At 59.0% G+C, this 16,467-nt stretch carries 11 protein-coding genes; 5 read left to right on the top strand and 6 right to left on the bottom strand.

The features are described from left to right. Positions 1–27: 27 nt before the first annotated feature. Positions 28–867 carry a sugar phosphate isomerase/epimerase family protein gene (locus HFP54_RS22265; protein WP_168566843.1) on the bottom strand — a complete coding sequence of 280 codons (840 nt, stop codon included), beginning with the start codon at positions 865–867 and terminating at the stop codon, positions 28–30. Positions 868–1,075: 208 nt separating this feature from the next. On the opposite strand from HFP54_RS22265, the gene HFP54_RS25840 reads away from it, so the two are divergent. Further along, positions 1,076–4,222 carry a hypothetical protein gene (locus tag HFP54_RS25840; RefSeq protein ID WP_235952199.1) on the top strand — a complete coding sequence of 1,049 codons (3,147 nt, stop codon included), beginning with the start codon at positions 1,076–1,078 and terminating at the stop codon, positions 4,220–4,222. 46 nt (positions 4,223–4,268) lie between these two features. Here the strand turns inward: HFP54_RS25840 and aroA are convergent, their stop codons facing one another. Continuing rightward, on the bottom strand, positions 4,269–5,666 hold the full coding sequence (gene aroA, locus HFP54_RS22275) for a 3-phosphoshikimate 1-carboxyvinyltransferase (RefSeq protein ID WP_168566943.1): 1,398 nt from the start codon (positions 5,664–5,666) through the stop codon (positions 4,269–4,271). Between the two features lie 165 nt (positions 5,667–5,831). Beyond that, positions 5,832–6,152: a hypothetical protein gene (locus HFP54_RS22280; protein WP_168566844.1), complete on the bottom strand. Its 321-nt coding sequence runs from the start codon at positions 6,150–6,152 to the stop codon at positions 5,832–5,834. Between the two features lie 289 nt (positions 6,153–6,441). Here HFP54_RS22280 and HFP54_RS22285 point away from each other — a divergent pair, with 289 nt between their 5' ends. Beyond that, positions 6,442–6,972, top strand: coding sequence for a hypothetical protein (locus HFP54_RS22285; protein WP_168566845.1), 531 nt, complete (start codon positions 6,442–6,444; stop codon positions 6,970–6,972). A 53-nt stretch (positions 6,973–7,025) separates the two neighbouring features. On the opposite strand, the gene uvrA is transcribed toward HFP54_RS22285, so the two are convergent. Further along, a complete protein-coding gene (gene uvrA, locus HFP54_RS22290; protein WP_390658126.1) occupies positions 7,026–9,857 on the bottom strand; it encodes an excinuclease ABC subunit UvrA in 2,832 nt (943 codons plus the stop codon). 255 nt (positions 9,858–10,112) lie between these two features. Between uvrA and HFP54_RS22295 the strand changes: the two genes are divergently transcribed. Further along, entirely contained in the window at positions 10,113–10,652 is a 540-nt protein-coding gene (locus tag HFP54_RS22295) for a hypothetical protein (RefSeq protein ID WP_146412970.1), read from the top strand. A gap of 22 nt (positions 10,653–10,674) precedes the next feature. Beyond that, a complete protein-coding gene (locus HFP54_RS22300; RefSeq protein ID WP_168566846.1) occupies positions 10,675–13,167 on the top strand; it encodes a prolyl oligopeptidase family serine peptidase in 2,493 nt (830 codons plus the stop codon). Positions 13,168–13,187: 20 nt separating this feature from the next. On the opposite strand, the gene HFP54_RS22305 is transcribed toward HFP54_RS22300, so the two are convergent. After that, a complete protein-coding gene (locus HFP54_RS22305; protein WP_168566847.1) occupies positions 13,188–14,780 on the bottom strand; it encodes an ABC transporter permease in 1,593 nt (530 codons plus the stop codon). 266 nt (positions 14,781–15,046) lie between these two features. On the opposite strand from HFP54_RS22305, the gene lexA reads away from it, so the two are divergent. Further along, entirely contained in the window at positions 15,047–15,652 is a 606-nt protein-coding gene (gene lexA, locus HFP54_RS22310) for a transcriptional repressor LexA (RefSeq protein ID WP_231131160.1), read from the top strand. Between the two features lie 82 nt (positions 15,653–15,734). Here the strand turns inward: lexA and HFP54_RS22315 are convergent, their stop codons facing one another. Then, positions 15,735–16,436: an NAD-dependent deacylase gene (locus HFP54_RS22315; RefSeq protein ID WP_168566848.1), complete on the bottom strand. Its 702-nt coding sequence runs from the start codon at positions 16,434–16,436 to the stop codon at positions 15,735–15,737. Between the last annotated feature and the right edge of the window lie 31 nt (positions 16,437–16,467).

The following is a 16,467-nucleotide window of genomic DNA, read 5'->3' on the forward strand; positions in this document are numbered from 1 at the left end:
GCCCGTGATTTGGATGGCTCCGGTCGTCTACAACGACCGGAGGTAACTGATCCCGTCGGCAATTTCGGCCATTGCCGATTCGTCCGGCATGTCGCCGCGGCCCACGACAAAGGGGCCGCGATAGGGCAAGTCTTCCAGTCGCCCCAACAAGTTTGGAAAGTCCGCAGTCCCCTGACCCAAGGGGACCATCAGTCCACGGCCGGCGGCAAAATCCAGCACGCCATCGACGGCGCAAACCAAGTGAATCCGGTTGCCCAGCGCCGCGATCGCTTCATCGACATCAAATCGGTTGATGATCAATTGGCCGGGGTTCAGCGCGGCGGCAATGAACGCTTGGTCGGACAACCGCAGCATGCTTTCCAGATCAGGCCCGCTTTCTGAACCCGTTTCAGCGGCCAAGACCGCGCCGACGCGTGCGCCATAGCGTCCCAGGTCATCCAGGACCAATTGCAACTGCTGCATCTCCGGCGACAACGGCTGCGGCGTCTCTTCATCGCCATCGGTTTGTGGCATCGGTTGAACACGCCCGATTTGGTTGACCACCACCGGTGCCCCCAAGCGATAGGCGAACGACAACGCCTGCTTTGTCGCGTCGACGCGCCGTTCTAAATCACTCGGGTTGTCATATCCGCGCCGCGTTTGAAACCGGATCGCTGCGACCCTCAAATTCAAATCATCCAGCATTTTCCGCAATTGCCGAACGCCCGTGTCCGATAATTCCGAAGGCCGGACCGTCTGTCGGGCACAAAGTTCCACGGCATCGACCCGCAATGCCGCCGCGGCGATCAATGCTTTCTTGAGCCCGCCGGGGCGTCGGGTATCGATCGGAATGGCGTCCAGACGGACGGCCAGTTTCAGTTCTGCCATCGTTTTGGTCGGAAAAAAGAAGATTCCGGATTGTTCAGTTTCATGCTGCGGTGACGTCGCCGTGTCGTTTCCGTCAAGAATCGCGGCGAGGCAACCAGTCGACCGCCCACCGTTGTTTCATCCACATTCGTTTCACGCCAGACGCTGAAAGCCAACTTTGACCGCTCGGACGTCCCATGACCGCCGATGCGATACGTCGCGACGGTTGATGTCGACGACGACGCCGAAGGTCTGGAATTTCTTGCTGAGCGTCTGGGCGGCGAAATTGGATCGGTGCCGACCGTCAATCCTAAGATCGCACCGGCGGTCCGACCATCAGGGATCACGTCAGTGCCAAGCCGCCTTCCTGGTCGCTTGGCTGGTGTTCATGACCACCGGCGGATTCGCCGGTGCCCAAGACCCCGCAGTGTCGTTTGAAAAGCGTGGCGAAAACGATGCGTATCAAAATCGTTTGACCGAGTTGCTGTTCGGCAAACAAAGTCGGATGCCCGTTCGAATCAGCGCTTCGGCGCCGCTGCGTGGCCCCGACGTTCACGAGGGCCCGGCGGGACTGAAGGGCTACGTTTGGGATTTCGGACGCACCAACGATAATGACCACGACCTTTGGCCCGACGGTTGGGGACGACGCGAAGGCCGGGGATACCCCAACTACATCGAAATCGGCATCGAATCGGCGGGCAATCCGACGACCACTCTGCTTCGCAACATCGACGCTTGGTTGCTGGGGCAAGACGCTTACATCGATGTCTGGCAATGGGTGCGCAAAAACGTGCCCTTGGTCGCTTTGATCCAACCGCCGTCGCCGCAACCGATCGTCATGATCAACCGGTTCGCCACCCATCCGGTGTTGCCGATCCTGCCGCCGACGCTGCCCGATTTGGCCGAAGACAACTATTTGCGGTTTCAGATGAACGGCGGCTTGGCGGAAGTCTGGTCCACCGTGGTGCCGACGAATCGGGCCTATCAGTACCAGTTCCGCTGTCAGGCCAAAACCACCGGACTGAAACACGATCGGGCGATCGCCGAATTGGTTTTCTTGGATGAAACCGACCAAGAAGTGGACGTCCATGCGATGTCACCGATCACCGGGACCACGCCCTGGACCCGGTACCAGATCGATCATATTCGTCCGCCCCAAACCGCATCCAAAATGTTGGTCCGCCTGCGCATCGAAGGCTCCGGCGACGGATTGCAGGACATTCGTGGCGAAATCGGGTTCGACGAAATTCGTATCGAACAGTTTCCACAATTGCGAGTGGAAACGGATCGCGAACGCGGCGTCTACTGGGTGGACCAGCCGATCGACGTCACCGCTCGCGTGATGGGTTTGGGACACCACAACTTTTCGATTCGTTTTCGGATGCTGGATCAGTACGACCGCGAAATCGCAACCAAGTTGGTGCCCATTCGCCCCGGTGCCGCCTTTGCCGCCGGAATCTCCGGTGCAGACACTGGCAACGGATCTTCCGAAGCGGATCGTTTGATGGTGCGGCTGACCAGCCGCGATGACGTCCGCGTGGACTGGTCACCACCGCTGCCGCCACCAGGGTTTTATCGCTTCACCGCCGCACTGGAAGACGGGCACCGGACCAGCTTGGCCAGTGAAACCACGGTCGCGGTCATCGATCGTTTGGTCGATCGACCGGTCCGGGGCCCCTATGGATGGACGCTCGACAACTTTTCCGCCCGAACCGAAGACCGCCCCGATTTTTCGCCCGAATCAATCACCCAGTGGCTCCAGGCGTTGGGTGTTTCGCGAGTCAAAATCCCGGCATGGCTTGGCCCTGATGACCACGAGGGTGCGGAACGTTTGACGCAACTGTTCCGCCGACTGCAGGATGCCGGCATCCAAACGGTGGGCATGCTGGACGTCCCACCGCGCAGCCGACTGTCGATGTATGACTTGCGCGGTGCCGATGACGAAGTCGCCGCACAGTTGTTCCGTGATGAAAAGGTTTGGCAATCGGAACTGGAACCGGTGATGACGCGGTTGACGCTGAAGTGCCGGGTCTGGCAATTGGGTGCCGACGGGGACCACAGCTTTCTGGGTCGGCCCGGACTGCGTGATTCGGTCCAGGAAATTTCACGCGGTTTGCAAGGGTTCGGCCAGCCACTGGATTTGGCGTTGTCCTGGCCTTGGTTGGAACCGTTGCCGCCGCCAGAAGAAACGTCTTGGCAAGCCAATTGTCGAACGTTGGATCTGCCGATGACCAGCGATGAATTGCACGAAGTCCTCACGCGAAACGAATCGACTCGCAAGCTGGGACCGCGAACATGGATGCTGATGGACCCGATTCGCAAGGACCAGTATTCACGTGACGCACGCATTCTGGATCTGGTATTGCGGATGGCGACGATCCGAAATCACCGTGTGGAAGCTTCCTTTGTCAGCCGACCAACCGATACCGATAGCGGACTGTTGCGTCCCAACGGGCGCCCGGGCGAACTGCTGTTGCCGTGGCGTACGACGTCACGTTTGCTGGGCGATCTGCGGTACATCGGATCGATCGAAATGCGCAGCGGTGCCCAAAACGCGGTCTTCGCCGGCAATGGCCGCGCCGTGATGATGGTCTGGTCGGACCAACCGACCCAGGAAGAGATGTATCTGGGCGATCAACCACGACAAATCGACGTCTGGGGTCGGTCCAATCGACTGCAAGAATCGCCGGGCCGCGAACATCCGGTGCATCGATTTGTCATTGGCAAGACGCCGACGTTCTTGGTCGACATCGATCCCACGCTGATCGCCTTCCGCATGTCGGTCGCGTTGCAGCCCGCACAACTGGACAGCCTACTGGGAATCAGCCAGCCGATCGTGGTCAGCTATTCCAACCCGACCGATGTCAGCTTGTTGGGTACGTTGCGCATGGTCGGCCCGACGTCATGGCAGGTACAGTCACCGCTGCGACCTTGGGAGATTTTGCCGCACAAAGGCGCCCGTGAAGTTTTCAATGTCATCTTGGAAAACGACACCACCGTCGGCGATTACGAGATCCCAATCCGGTTCCAATTTCAAACCACGCCGCCGCGTTCCATCACCGTGTACCGTGACATGCACATCGGTCCCGAAGGCCTGGAATTGCAGGCGACAACGCGGATGGTCGGGTCGGAAATGCTGGTCCAGTTGGAATTGACCAACTCCGGACCGCGAACGCGTACATATCAGTTCATCCTGTTTCCGCGAAACGGACGCCAGGACAAACGTCTGATCTTGAGCGTCCAACCGGGCAAGACCGTGAAGCGTTTCTTTGGACTTGAAGACGGCGAAGAACTGGTCGGCCAAACGATGTGGCTTCGCGCGATCGAACAAGATTCCGATCGCGTGCTGAACTACACGATCACTGGAACTCGCTAGGTCGGTTTCAAGCAACACGGTGCGCTGCCGCGTTGAAGACCAGCGTCTAGTCGTCCGAATCGTTCCGCCAAACGTGCGACTGGCCGATCAAAGCTTCCAGGTCGGCGAAGTAATTCGGATAGGTCTTGGCGGTACAGGCGGGGTTCTCAATCTGGACGCCGGAGATCCGCAGCCCAACCAAAGCCAGACTCATCGCCATCCGGTGATCGTGATACGTGGCCAAGCGGATCGGCGGTGCGTCCTGGTTACGGCGAACCTGCGATTCATCCAAGGGGTGAATCGTCATGCCGTCATCATGCTCATCGACGGTCGCGCCCAACTTTCGAAGTTCACACGCCAAATCGCCGATCCGATCGGTTTCTTTGAACCGGTTATGCGCCACCCCACGCACGCGGGTCGGCCCGTCCGCGAACAAGGCGACCACGGCAAGCGTTTGAACGGTGTCGCTGATCGCGTTCATGTCGACATCGATCCCCGTCAACCGTTGGCCAGGTGGGACACCCTGGACCGTCATTTGGCCGTCCGACTTTTCGACGACACAGCCCATCTGGGCCAAAACATCGACCAAGCCGACGTCGCCCTGCAATGCATCCAACGCCAACCCTTGCACCGTGACTTTGCCGCCCGTGATTGCCGCCGCGGCCCAAAAATAACTGGCGGCCGACGCATCGGGTTCGATGTCATATTCGACCGGTTGATAGGCAACCGGTTCGATGACGACTTTCAAAGTTGAAGCCCCCGATTCGGCTTGCGAATCCTTCAGATGCACCACGGCACCGAAATCCGCCATCACTTTGGCCGTCATGTCGACGTAGGGCCGCGATACCAATTCGCCAGACACTTCGATAACGGTGGGCTGGCCGGACGCGGCGATAGGTCCGGCCATCATCAATCCACTCAGGTACTGGCTACTGACGCTGCCACGGACTTTCAATTGGTGGCCATTCCATCCGCGGCCTTCCATGCAAACCGGCGGGCACCCGCCATCGGATTCGGTCACGATGCGGCCGTCGATGACCGATGCGATGGCGTCAGTCAGATCGCCGATCGGTCGCTGATGCATCCGCGGCACCCCCGACAGACGATAGTCGCCGCCGGCGGCCGACAGCGCGGCGGTTAAAAAGCGGATCGTGGTACCGCTGTTGGCGATGAACAGTTCGGCCGGCCCGTCGACTTTGGTGGATGCGTTGGGATCTCCACGACGTCCACCAACGGTGATCTCCGTCCCGTCGCCGGAAACGTCGATGTCCCAACCGACTTGGCGAAGTGCCGCGACCATGACCTCGGTGTCTTCGCTTCGCAATGCGCCATGCAACACCGCCGGTGATTTGCCAACCGCAAACGCCGCACAGATCAACGCCCGGTTGGTCAAGCTTTTGCTGCCTGGCGGCCGGATCGATCCGACCACCGGTGGCGATGGCCGAACCTCCACGGTGCAATTCATCGATGCGTGATCGATCGACGTTTTTGCCGCGGCGGGGTCGTCGGAGTGTTGCGAACCGTTGGGTTCAGATTCAGATCTTGTCATCAGTCGACGGCTGTGGGTCGTGCCGCCGAAGCGGACGCCGAAAAACGCGTCGGATCAGATAGAACAACCAAAGACCGAAAATCAAACGGCCACCGACGCGTCATGGTCCGGAATGATCAGGGCCCCCACGATCATCAACGCCAGCGTGCTCATGTGAAAAATCCATGCGTCGTCGCAAACGATGACCGTTCGGAGGGTGACGATCGTAATCACCAACAGGCAGGCGAAAAACCGCCGTTGTGCCTTTACCAACGACTCTCCGCTGGCCAATTTCGCACTTAACAGCGTGGATACCCCGATCACAGGCATCGCCATCGTGCTAAGCACCGAAGCCATCAACGTGGAATCCAGCAACAAATTGGTTGCCAACGACAGTGATCCGAAGACCGTTTCGAACAGCATGGGCGAAAATCCTTTTTCGCGACATGAACAGAAGATAAGCCGAACGCGTTGTCGCAAGTCCCCCCGGATCGGCGAAACATCGACTTGAGTGATTTTGCAAAATTTTCCGGAATTTCCTCAAGATCGCTTCATCCCTCAAATTCGACGCAATCGTCACAGTTTGACTCAGGCGACGGCACCACGGCGGTCGATCAAACCCGACAAGCCGCCGATGCACTGCGTTGACGGCCCGTTCCGAGCAGCACGCATCCGAATTCGGCACCTCCCCCAAACGCCTCCGTCGACCGCCATGTTCACCCGACCAGATCGACCGATCCTAACGATCATCCGTCGTCCCCGACCGGCACAGGGCCCATCACGCGGCATCACCACAGCGACCTGTTCACGTGCGGTCCGCCGTGCAAAGTGGCTGGCGATTGCCGTGGCCGCGACCACACTGACGGGATGCCGGCTGTGTTCGACCTGTGAAATGGAAGACTACTCGGCATACGGCGGCATCTGGGAACGCACACAACGCGACAGCGGGCGGGTGGGCAGCCTGTTCGATCCTGCGGGCGTTCGTGGTGCCAGCCTGGCCAGCAAATCGGACCCGCCGTCGGCCGCCGAACTGGAACGACGTCGCCAACAATCTTTTGCCGAACCCGAATCCGGCGGCGATGGATCATCCGGCGACGTTGACAACGGATCGCAAGGCGATGCCCCGCCAAGCGGCGGGAACAGCCCGGATGTCGAAGATACGCCCAAGCCCGACCTGGAAGAACTGAAACTGGAAGACATCGACGTCACGATGAAGCCGCTGGAATTCCCACGTCTGCACTGACCGATTCGATCCTGATCTGCGGGACGACGGAAAGCGACGGTGCCTAAAGCAGGCTAGTCCTCCGCCCAGCGACGCAAACAATCCGCCGTCGCGCCCTGACCGTCGGTGATGATTTGTTCTGGTGTTCCGGTGGCAACCACTTGGCCACCGTTTTCCGCCGCGCCCGGCCCCAAGTCGATCAAATAGTCGGCCGCTCGCATCATCAGCGGATGGTGTTCGACGACGATCATCGAATGCCCGTCGGCGATCAAGGCGTCAAAACAATCGACCAATCGGACGATGTCCGCGAAGTGCAATCCGGTGGTCGGTTCATCCATGATGAACAACGTCTTGCGTTTCGTCTGACTAGCCAGAAACGCGGCCAGCTTCAACCGCTGACCTTCACCACTGGAAAGCGTCGTCGCCCCTTGGCCAAGCGTGACATAGTCCAACCCGACGTCGATCATGCGTTTCAAACGCGATTGGACTTTGGCGTGACCGCGAAAAAAGTGGTACGCCTGGTTGACCGTCATTGCCAACACATCGGCGATGCTGCGATCACGATAATGAGCCTGCAGAATTTCGGGGCGGAATCGTGTCCCACGGCATTCGGGACACTGCATGCTGACGTCCGCCAGAAACTGCATGTCGACTTCCAAAACGCCCGCACCTTCACAGCGTGGGCATTGGCCTTTGCTGCTGTTGAAGCTGAAGTGACCGGGGGTCAGGTTCATCGTTTTGGCTTGGACAGTTTCCGCAAAGACCTTCCGTATCGGATCAAACGCTTTGACAAAGGTCACCGGACAACTGCGGGCGCTGCGGCTGATCGGCGACTGGTCGACCAACAGACAATCGTTCAGCCCGACCAAGCCCCCGATCGATCCCAGCGGCAAGACATCACCGGATCGATCGACCGCTCGGGTTCCCAAGTCCGCGCATACTGCCGGATACAACGTATCGTGCACCAGCGAACTCTTGCCGCTGCCTGAAACACCGGTGACCAAACACATCACGCCACGCGGAATGTCGACATCGATCGATTGCAAGTTGTGTCCATCGGCCCCGCGGATTTGGATCCAGCCGGTCGGCTTTCGCGGTGTGCGGTGCGTCAACGTCCTGCCTGATTCGCGACGCAGATAGCCCGCGGTGATCGATTGACGGCTGCGCAGCAGCTGTTTGGGAGTCCCGTCGAAGACGACTTCGCCACCACCAACGCCCGCATCCGGGCCGATTTCGATCACGCGATCGGCCAAACGTATCAGCGTTTCATCGTGTTCAACGACGACCACAGTGTTGCCGCGATTCTGCAGCCGGACGATGGATTCGACCAAGCGGTCGACGTCCGCCGGATGCAGCCCCGCGGTCGGTTCGTCCAGAACATACAGCATGTTGATCAGGTCGCTGCCCAACGCGCCGGTCAACGCCACCCGCTGGGTTTCGCCTCCCGATAAAGTCCGCAGCGTCCGGTCCAACTGCAAGTAGCCCAGTCCGACCGAATCCAAGAACTGCAAGCGGCGAGTGATCTGGTGCACCGGCTCCGATGCAATGTCTTGCTTGGATCCTTGCCATTGCATTGCGTTCAAGAAATCACCGACATGCGATGCGGACATGGCCATCACATCGGCGATTGATCGGTCACCGATTCGATAAGCCAACACTTCGTCGCGCAGCCGTTTCCCGTGACAATCCGGACAGGTCCGATAGCTGCGATAGCGTGAAGCAAAAATGCGGATGTGCATTTTGTACTTCTTGCGATCCAGCCAAGCGAAGAATCCGTCCAGCCCGCCGAAGTCTCGCTCGGGCACACCGCCGATGATCCACTTCAGATGCTTTTTCTTCAACTTTTTGAACGGAACATCCACCGGGATGTCATAGTCGTCGGCCAAAGCCAACAGTTCATCCAACTCATGACGATACGACGGCGTATTCCACGGCGCGATCGCGCCTTCGGCGATCGACTTGTCACGATCCGGGACCACCAAGTCCATATCCACGTCGACGACATCGCCGAAGCCTTCGCAGGTCGGGCAGGCCCCCAGCGGATGATTGAAATTGAACAACCGTGGCACGGGATCAGGAAAATCGATGTCACAGGATTCGCAGCGTCGCGACCGGCTGATCACTCGCCGCTGAAACGAACGCCCGTCCACCTCCATCACCGATGCGGACCAAGGTTCGGCGCCGAAATCATCCGGCGTTTGGGCCAGCACGACGGCTTTTCCATAGCCTTCGGTCATCGCGGTTTCCAGCGATTCGGTCAGCCGGCTGAGATCATCACGACCGGAAACCCGGTCGACCACGACGATCGCTTCCGTTCCGCCGCGTCCCACTTTCGCCGCCATCGGACGCCGGTCCTCATCGGACAGCCGAAACGTCTGGCCTCCGATGATCAGCCGCACATAACCTTCCTGCTGTAAACCCAACAGAATCTCCGATGCGTCCTTGCGGTTGGGCAAATGCACGGGGAACCCGATCACCGAACGAGTCGATTCGCCCAGCGACCGCATTTGCGCGGCTACCGTTTCCGGATCGTCGGCCACCACCGGTTTGCCACAAGACGGGCAAATCAGATCGGCGGCTTTGGCGAACAACAGCCGCAAGTGATCGGCGATGTCGGTGGCGGTGGCGACGGTGCTGCGGTTCGTCTTGGTGGTGCCCTTGCGTGTGACGGCCAAAGCCGGTGGGATGCCGGTGATTTGGTCACAGTCGGGCTTGTCCAGACGTTCCAGATATTGCCGCGCGTATGCGGAAAAACTTTCGATGTAACATCGCTGGCCTTCGGCATACAAAGTATCCAGGGCCAGCGACGTTTTCCCGCTGCCCGACAGCCCACACACGGCCACCAGCGCACCGTGCGGAATGTCCACATCGATATTTTTCAGGTTGTGAACGCGGCATCCCCGCACCCCGATGACAGATCCAGCCAAACGAATTTCCCGTGTCGTCGATCGTTCGCGTCAAAACAATTTTTGCGGCCAACGGTGGCGATGATTCGCCGACCGACAAAGGCCCGCAATTGTGGCGGCATTGTTTCGGGTCAACAATGGTCGACCTGACCCGCCGCAACCCCGCGGCCAGCGCCCCCGCTGAAACGAACCACCGATCGCCCAGCGATCCCATTGCCGTCGCCCCCCGGCCGGCGTGCACCACGAGCCCTTGGCATGAGCACCAGCGAATCCCACGTTTCATCATCCGATGCCGACACCCCCGCTGGTGTCCGCACCGACCAACTAGCGCCGACGCCACGGCTGTCCAGTCGCGGTCTGTCGATTGCATTGTTGATGACCTGCCTGTTGCCCCTTTGCGGGCTTAGCCTGTACGCCGTTTTGTTCGGCCGAGCGGCCCAGCACACGCTGGATGTCAACGTCCAGCTGGACCGTCGCGCGGTTCCCGCCGTGGGCGGCGGCGGTGCGTTTTTGACCGAAGTGGTTGTGATCGAAAACCAGTCGGATCACGATATCCCCAACCTGACGGTCGATTTGAACGGACAGTATTTCCTGTACCAAGACGCACCGCTGTCGCAGGACGACACGCTGGTCGTGCCGCAAAACATCTTTGCCACCAAAAGCAACCAGCGTTTCGTTCCGGGCCGCTATCCGATCACCGATGTCACCGTGACCGGCCGCCTGCCCAGCGGTGCCCGCGGCGTGACCGAAACGTTGTTCGATCCTGAAACCGGTGCCGCCATCGACCACGAATGACGTCTTCGCGAGACCCAACCCTATGCGCGACCGTGCCAAACCAAGCTCCGTACCGTCCGCATCGCGGTTGTCGTCAACACATTGGTGGCGTGTGATTTGGCTGTGCGTTCTTGTCGCGTGGATCGGCAACGCGGGGTCAAGTTTCGGCCAGGGCAGCCGCAGTGACTACCAGCGCTGGGAAACGCTGGATCGTACCGTCGCCGGCAAAGTCTTTCGCAACGACGTTTCGGCTCATTGGATCAACGACGATCTGTTTTGGTACCGCGTGCGAACCCGCGACCATGGCGAACGGTTTGTGGTGGTCAACGCCGCGACCGGGAAAAAGTCGTCCGACTATGACCGCGACCAGCTTCGTGATGCCATTGCCAGCGATGCCGACGACGTGGACATCGATTCGATTTTTGGGCTGAAACCACGTCGAACCATCGCGTCCAGCCATTACCGTGGTTCGCCCACCAGCATCGAATTTGACAACCGCACGAACCAGGACTTGAAGGTCCATTACCGCAGCGGCGACGGCACGGAGCGGTACTACGGTGATGTCAAAGCCGGCGCGTCACGACAGTGGTCCACCTACGACGGCCACGCGTGGGTCTTGCGGGACGCGGACGGCAAAGCGGTCGCCTGTTTTGTTGCCGATACGACACCGGGCATCGCCGTGATCGATGCGGACACCCCACGCCCCGCGGCCGCCCAACCCGGGCGCCGACGCGACGAATCACGTCGGCAGAAATCGCCCGACGAAGCGTGGGAAATTCGTATCGACGACCACAACGTTCACCTGACCCATCGAGACGACCAAGCCAAAAAGTGGTCCACCGCCGACGGGTCGCGGCAAAACGAATATGGTGGGCGAATTCACTGGTCGCCCGATTCGAATCACTTCGTCGTGATGAAAACGCGACCGGGAACACGACGTAAAATCCATCTGATCGATTCGTCACCGGACGACAGCCATCACGGCAAACTGATCACCCTTGATTACGCCAAACCGGGTGACGACCTAGACGTTCGCACGTTGGTCTTGTTTTCCGCCGATGGTTCACGGCGTTTCGAGATCGACAACACGCTGTTTCCAAATCCTTACCAGTTGTCCGATTTCCAGTGGGATCCCGATTCGTCGGGCTTCAGCTTCCTGTACAACCAACGCGGGCATCAGGTTTTGCGTCTGGTCCGGGTGAATGCGGACGACGGGTCGACGTCAACGCTGATCGATGAGACCAGTGAAACGTTCATCTGCTATTCCAGCAAGAAATATCTGCGTCGTCTGGCCAAAAGCGATGAAGCGATTTGGATGAGCGAACGCAGCGGCTGGAATCATCTGTATCTGGTCGATCAACAGTCCGGCAAGATGTCCAACATCACACACGGGTGCCTGGGCCTGGACGGCCAATTTGTGGTTCGCGGCGTGGACAAGGTCGATGCGGAGAAACGCCGAATTTGGTTAAAAGTCAGCGGTATCCATCCGGGTGAAGATCCCTATCACGTTCATTTGTTGGCGGTCGACTTCGACGGCAATAATGCAACCGTTCTCACCGGGGGCAACGGCAATCATCGCTGGGAATTCAGCCCGAACGGACGCTATCTGATTGACCAATACAGCCGTGTGGACCTGCCGAATCGATCGGTGCTGCGTGACGCGGAAACGGGCAAAAGCATCTGTGAACTGGAAACGGCCGACATTCGCGCGCTGTTGGAAACCGGATGGCGTGTCCCGGAACGGTTTGTCGCCAAAGGTCGCGACGGCCAAACCGACATCCATGGAATCATTGTCCGTCCAACCGGCTTTGATCCGCGACGGAAATACCCAGTGTTGGAATACATCTATGCCGGCCCCCACGGTTCATTTGTCCCCAAGTCGTTCGGCACGCATTCGCGGTTGTACAGAATGGCGGAACTGGGATTCATCGTCGTCCAAATCGATGGCATGGGCACCAATCACCGCAGCAAAGCCTTTCACGACGTGTGTTGGAAGAACCTGGGCGACAGTGGGTTTCCCGATCGCATCGCTTGGATGAAAGCGGCCGCGGAAACACGCCCCGAAATGGACCTCCGCCGCGTAGGCATCTGGGGTGGTTCGGCCGGCGGACAAAGCGCACTTCGCGCGCTCTTGGCCCACGGCGATTTCTATCACGCAGCCGTCGCCGACTGTGGTTGCCACGACAATCGCGTGGACAAGATCTGGTGGAACGAACAATGGATGGGTTGGCCGATCGGGCCCCACTACAAGGAACAATCCAACGTCACTTGTGCACATCAATTACAAGGCGATCTGATGCTGATCGTCGGTGAACTTGATCGCAACGTGGATCCGATCAGCACGATGCAGGTGGTCGATGCGTTGGTCCGTGCCGACAAGGACTTTGAACTGTTGGTCATGCCCGGCGTTGGTCACGGTGCGGCCGGGCATCCGTACGCGGCACGCCGGCAGGCTGATTTCTTTGTCCGCAAACTGCTGGGCCGCCAACCACGCTGGGACTCCGGCGACCGGAACAACGAACCGGTCACCGACTGATCCAACGATTCGGCGAAGTCTTAGCTTTCGGAAACCGACTTTCTAGATGTCCGCTGCTGTTCATCGATCACGCGTTTGGGCACCAGCGTTTTTCGCGGCAGCGTGATCGTTGACGAGATCAGCAGGCTGGACAACAGCCCTATCACGGCCGTCCCGGTCAACAGGAATGGCACCCACACCGGCACTTGGTTCACGTCCAACGACAACGTCCAAGCCCAATTGGATATTTGCCAAGTGCTGTATCGGAAATCACGTCCGTCGGCCAAATACAGACCGATCGAATAGGGAATGACCGCGGCAAATACCGCCACCACGATAAAAGCGGCGATGCCGAATTCGACCCGGACATGATGAAACCGACGCACAAAAGCGACCAGCCAGCGCGTGGCGACAAAAAAGATCACCGCATAAGCACCAAACATGGTCACAAAACTGGTTGCCTGGTCAAAGAAACCGGACGGCATCGTACTGTTGGGTTGATTGCGGTACAGCCGCAGGACTTCCGATGCAACCACCAACACACTGACCAGACCGACCGCACCGAAGATCAACCCAGCCGCGGGCCCCGGCGTCAAGAATGTGCCCAACGCGCGACCGGCAAACGTTTCCGGCAACTCACGCCGAATCCGTGGCGTCATCGCCGGTGATTCCGCGGCCATCATCGCACCGCTGACCAGCCACAGGATCGTCAAGAAAATCGCGGTCGGAAACGCAATCACCAGCCCTTCTTCGGCAAACACCTGGACACCAAAAACGTTCAGCCCGATCGCGATCACGGTCAACAACAACAACGACAATCGCAAACGCGTCGACCGGTTCTCACTTTCCGGCGTCAGCATCATTGCCGTCGTGGTCACCAACAGGTTGCCGATCGCAAACGACATCAGCAAAGCCGACACGACCGCGAACACAATCAACGTGGTCGGAAACGGAATGCCGAACCAGATCATTGTGATGCAGGCGGCACCGATGACGTATTCGCCCAGCAATAACATCGACAAGACCAACAACAGCGTGACCACGCGGGCATTACGCGATCGCGACTGCGGGGCAAACGTCAACGCCGCAGTGGTCAGCAACAGACCACACAAAAACAAAAACGCCATCACCAGCAATAGCGTTGGCAGATCAATCCCACGCAACGTGTACGCGAATGCAAAGCAGGGCAACAACGCGACAAAATACAGGGTCATCTGCATCGTGCCGCTGGCCAATTTGCCCAGCACGATTTGCCAGGGGCTTAGCGTCGATATCGACAACAGTTCCAACGTGCCGTCGTCCAGCTCCGCCTCCAAACTTCGATACGCCGCCAGCGGAACGACCAACAGCATCGGGACGGCCAGCACCACGTAGTAACCGACCAGCATGAAAGACGCGGTCGGCGTGGTGTAAATCTGGGGCATTCGCATCATGCTGCCGACGATCGTCCAGCCAAGTGCGGCAATCAGCAGCAGCGAAAACGTCACCAGAAACTGCCGACTTTTCAGGGCCTGGCGTGTCTCCTTGACCAGGATCGGATTGATCCAGTCGCCGATCCGCAGACACCAATCGTCGATTTTTCGCAGCCACGGTGGGGTCGATTCCGACGGCCCGGTCAACGCAGGGGAAGCCATGGTTTTCCTTTTCTTCACCAAACATTTGCCATCATTTTGGGGTGATCACCCCCATCGACCGTCGTAAGATCGATATCATACAAACAATCAGGTAGACGGTTGACCAGACTTCGCCAATCAGCCGTCACGGGCAATTGGTATGGACGCCTGTGCAAGTAATGCTAATATGTGCATTATCAAAATGATCTCAACGGTCATTTGCGCCCCATCCACGGTCGGCGATTCGTTGGCGACGCCATTCTCGCAAAGGTTTAGGAGGTATCCGAGTGACGACCACGGCACAGTTGACCGAGCGTCAGCAGAACGTCTACGACATGATTCGCGGACTGATCATCGAGCGGGGCTACGGCCCGACGGTCCGAGAAATCGGTGAACACTTCGGCATCAAAAGCCCCAACGGGGTGATGTGCCACCTGCGTGCTCTTGAACGCAAAGGTCTGATCACTCGCAGTCCCAACAAGTCCCGTGCTATCGAACTGACTTCGCCGGCGGACCGCAGCGGCCACGCGTTGCCGATGGTCGGCGTCGTCGCGGCCGGCCCGACGACCCTTGCATTTGAGCAGAACGAGCGGGTCGATGTGGGGCAATTGCTGTTCAGCAACGATCGATTCATGTTGCAGGTCAGCGGCGACAGCATGGTCAACGCTCACATCGCCGATGGCGACTACGTGGTCATCCAGCGTCAAGAAAACGCTCAGCCCGGCCAGATGGTCGTCGCACAGACACCCGACGGCGAAGCGACGTTGAAGTATTGGTATCCCGAGGGTGACCGGATCCGGTTGCAACCGGCCAATGACAACATGGACCCGATCTTCGTCCGCGAAGCCAAGATCCTGGGCATCGCCGTCGGCGTGGTCCGCACCCGAGTCTGACCAGGCGCATCTGTCTGATCAGCCGCATCTGTACGCACGGCCGACGCGGTTCGGCCGGATCAGGACAGACGACCGACTGCGACTACAAAGACGCCAGCACCCGCGGGACTTCCTCCGAAGCCCGTCCGCGGATCGTTTCATCAAACGCACCGCTGGCCGGCGTGTCATCCAAATTGATCTCGATTCGGCGGCAATCAACCGGCGTTTGGCTGACGATGCCCGCAGCGGGATAGACCAGTCCCGACGTGCCGATCGCCAGAAACACATCGGCTTTCCGGGCCGCTCTTTCGATCGCTTCCAATCCCAACGGCATCTCACCAAACCACACGACGTGTGGACGCAATCGCCCACGCAGTTTCGCATTTTCCGGGTCAGCCGGGTGCGGGGTTTCAAGCGAAAGGTCTTCCGTCCAGTCGAACAGTTCACCGGTGTCGATGCATCGGACCTTCATCAGTTCGCCGTGCATCGGCAACACCCGCTTGCTGCCGGCCCGTTGGTGCAGGTTGTCGATGTTCTGGGTCACCAACAAAAAATCACCCGAATCATGGCCACGTTCGAAGTCCGCAAGCGCAACATGCGCCGCGTTGGGCTGGATCAACGGGTCCTGTAGTTTGCGTCGCCGCAAGTTGTAGAACCGATGCACCAACACGGGATCGGCATCAAAGCCCTCCGGCGACGCCACTTGTTCGACCCGATGGCCTTCCCACAAACCGTCGGCACCACGAAACGTCGGAATACCCGATTCCGCGGAAATCCCGGCACCGGTCAAAACGAGAACGTTCATCGAATCGGCTCGTCGATCAATGGATGCAGTG

Source organism: Crateriforma spongiae (genome assembly GCF_012290005.1).
In the GTDB taxonomy this organism is placed as follows: domain Bacteria; phylum Planctomycetota; class Planctomycetia; order Pirellulales; family Pirellulaceae; genus Crateriforma; species Crateriforma spongiae.

Coding starts and splice junctions, on each gene's coding strand:
- HFP54_RS22265 (WP_168566843.1), bottom strand. CDS start 867: ATGGCAGAACTGAAACTGGCCGTCCGTCTGGACGCCATTCCGATCGAT.
- HFP54_RS25840 (WP_235952199.1), top strand. CDS start 1,076: ATGTCGACGACGACGCCGAAGGTCTGGAATTTCTTGCTGAGCGTCTGG.
- aroA (WP_168566943.1), bottom strand. CDS start 5,666: ATGAATTGCACCGTGGAGGTTCGGCCATCGCCACCGGTGGTCGGATCG.
- HFP54_RS22280 (WP_168566844.1), bottom strand. CDS start 6,152: ATGCTGTTCGAAACGGTCTTCGGATCACTGTCGTTGGCAACCAATTTG.
- HFP54_RS22285 (WP_168566845.1), top strand. CDS start 6,442: ATGTTCACCCGACCAGATCGACCGATCCTAACGATCATCCGTCGTCCC.
- HFP54_RS22295 (WP_146412970.1), top strand. CDS start 10,113: ATGAGCACCAGCGAATCCCACGTTTCATCATCCGATGCCGACACCCCC.
- HFP54_RS22300 (WP_168566846.1), top strand. CDS start 10,675: ATGCGCGACCGTGCCAAACCAAGCTCCGTACCGTCCGCATCGCGGTTG.
- HFP54_RS22305 (WP_168566847.1), bottom strand. CDS start 14,780: ATGGCTTCCCCTGCGTTGACCGGGCCGTCGGAATCGACCCCACCGTGG.
- HFP54_RS22315 (WP_168566848.1), bottom strand. CDS start 16,436: ATGAACGTTCTCGTTTTGACCGGTGCCGGGATTTCCGCGGAATCGGGT.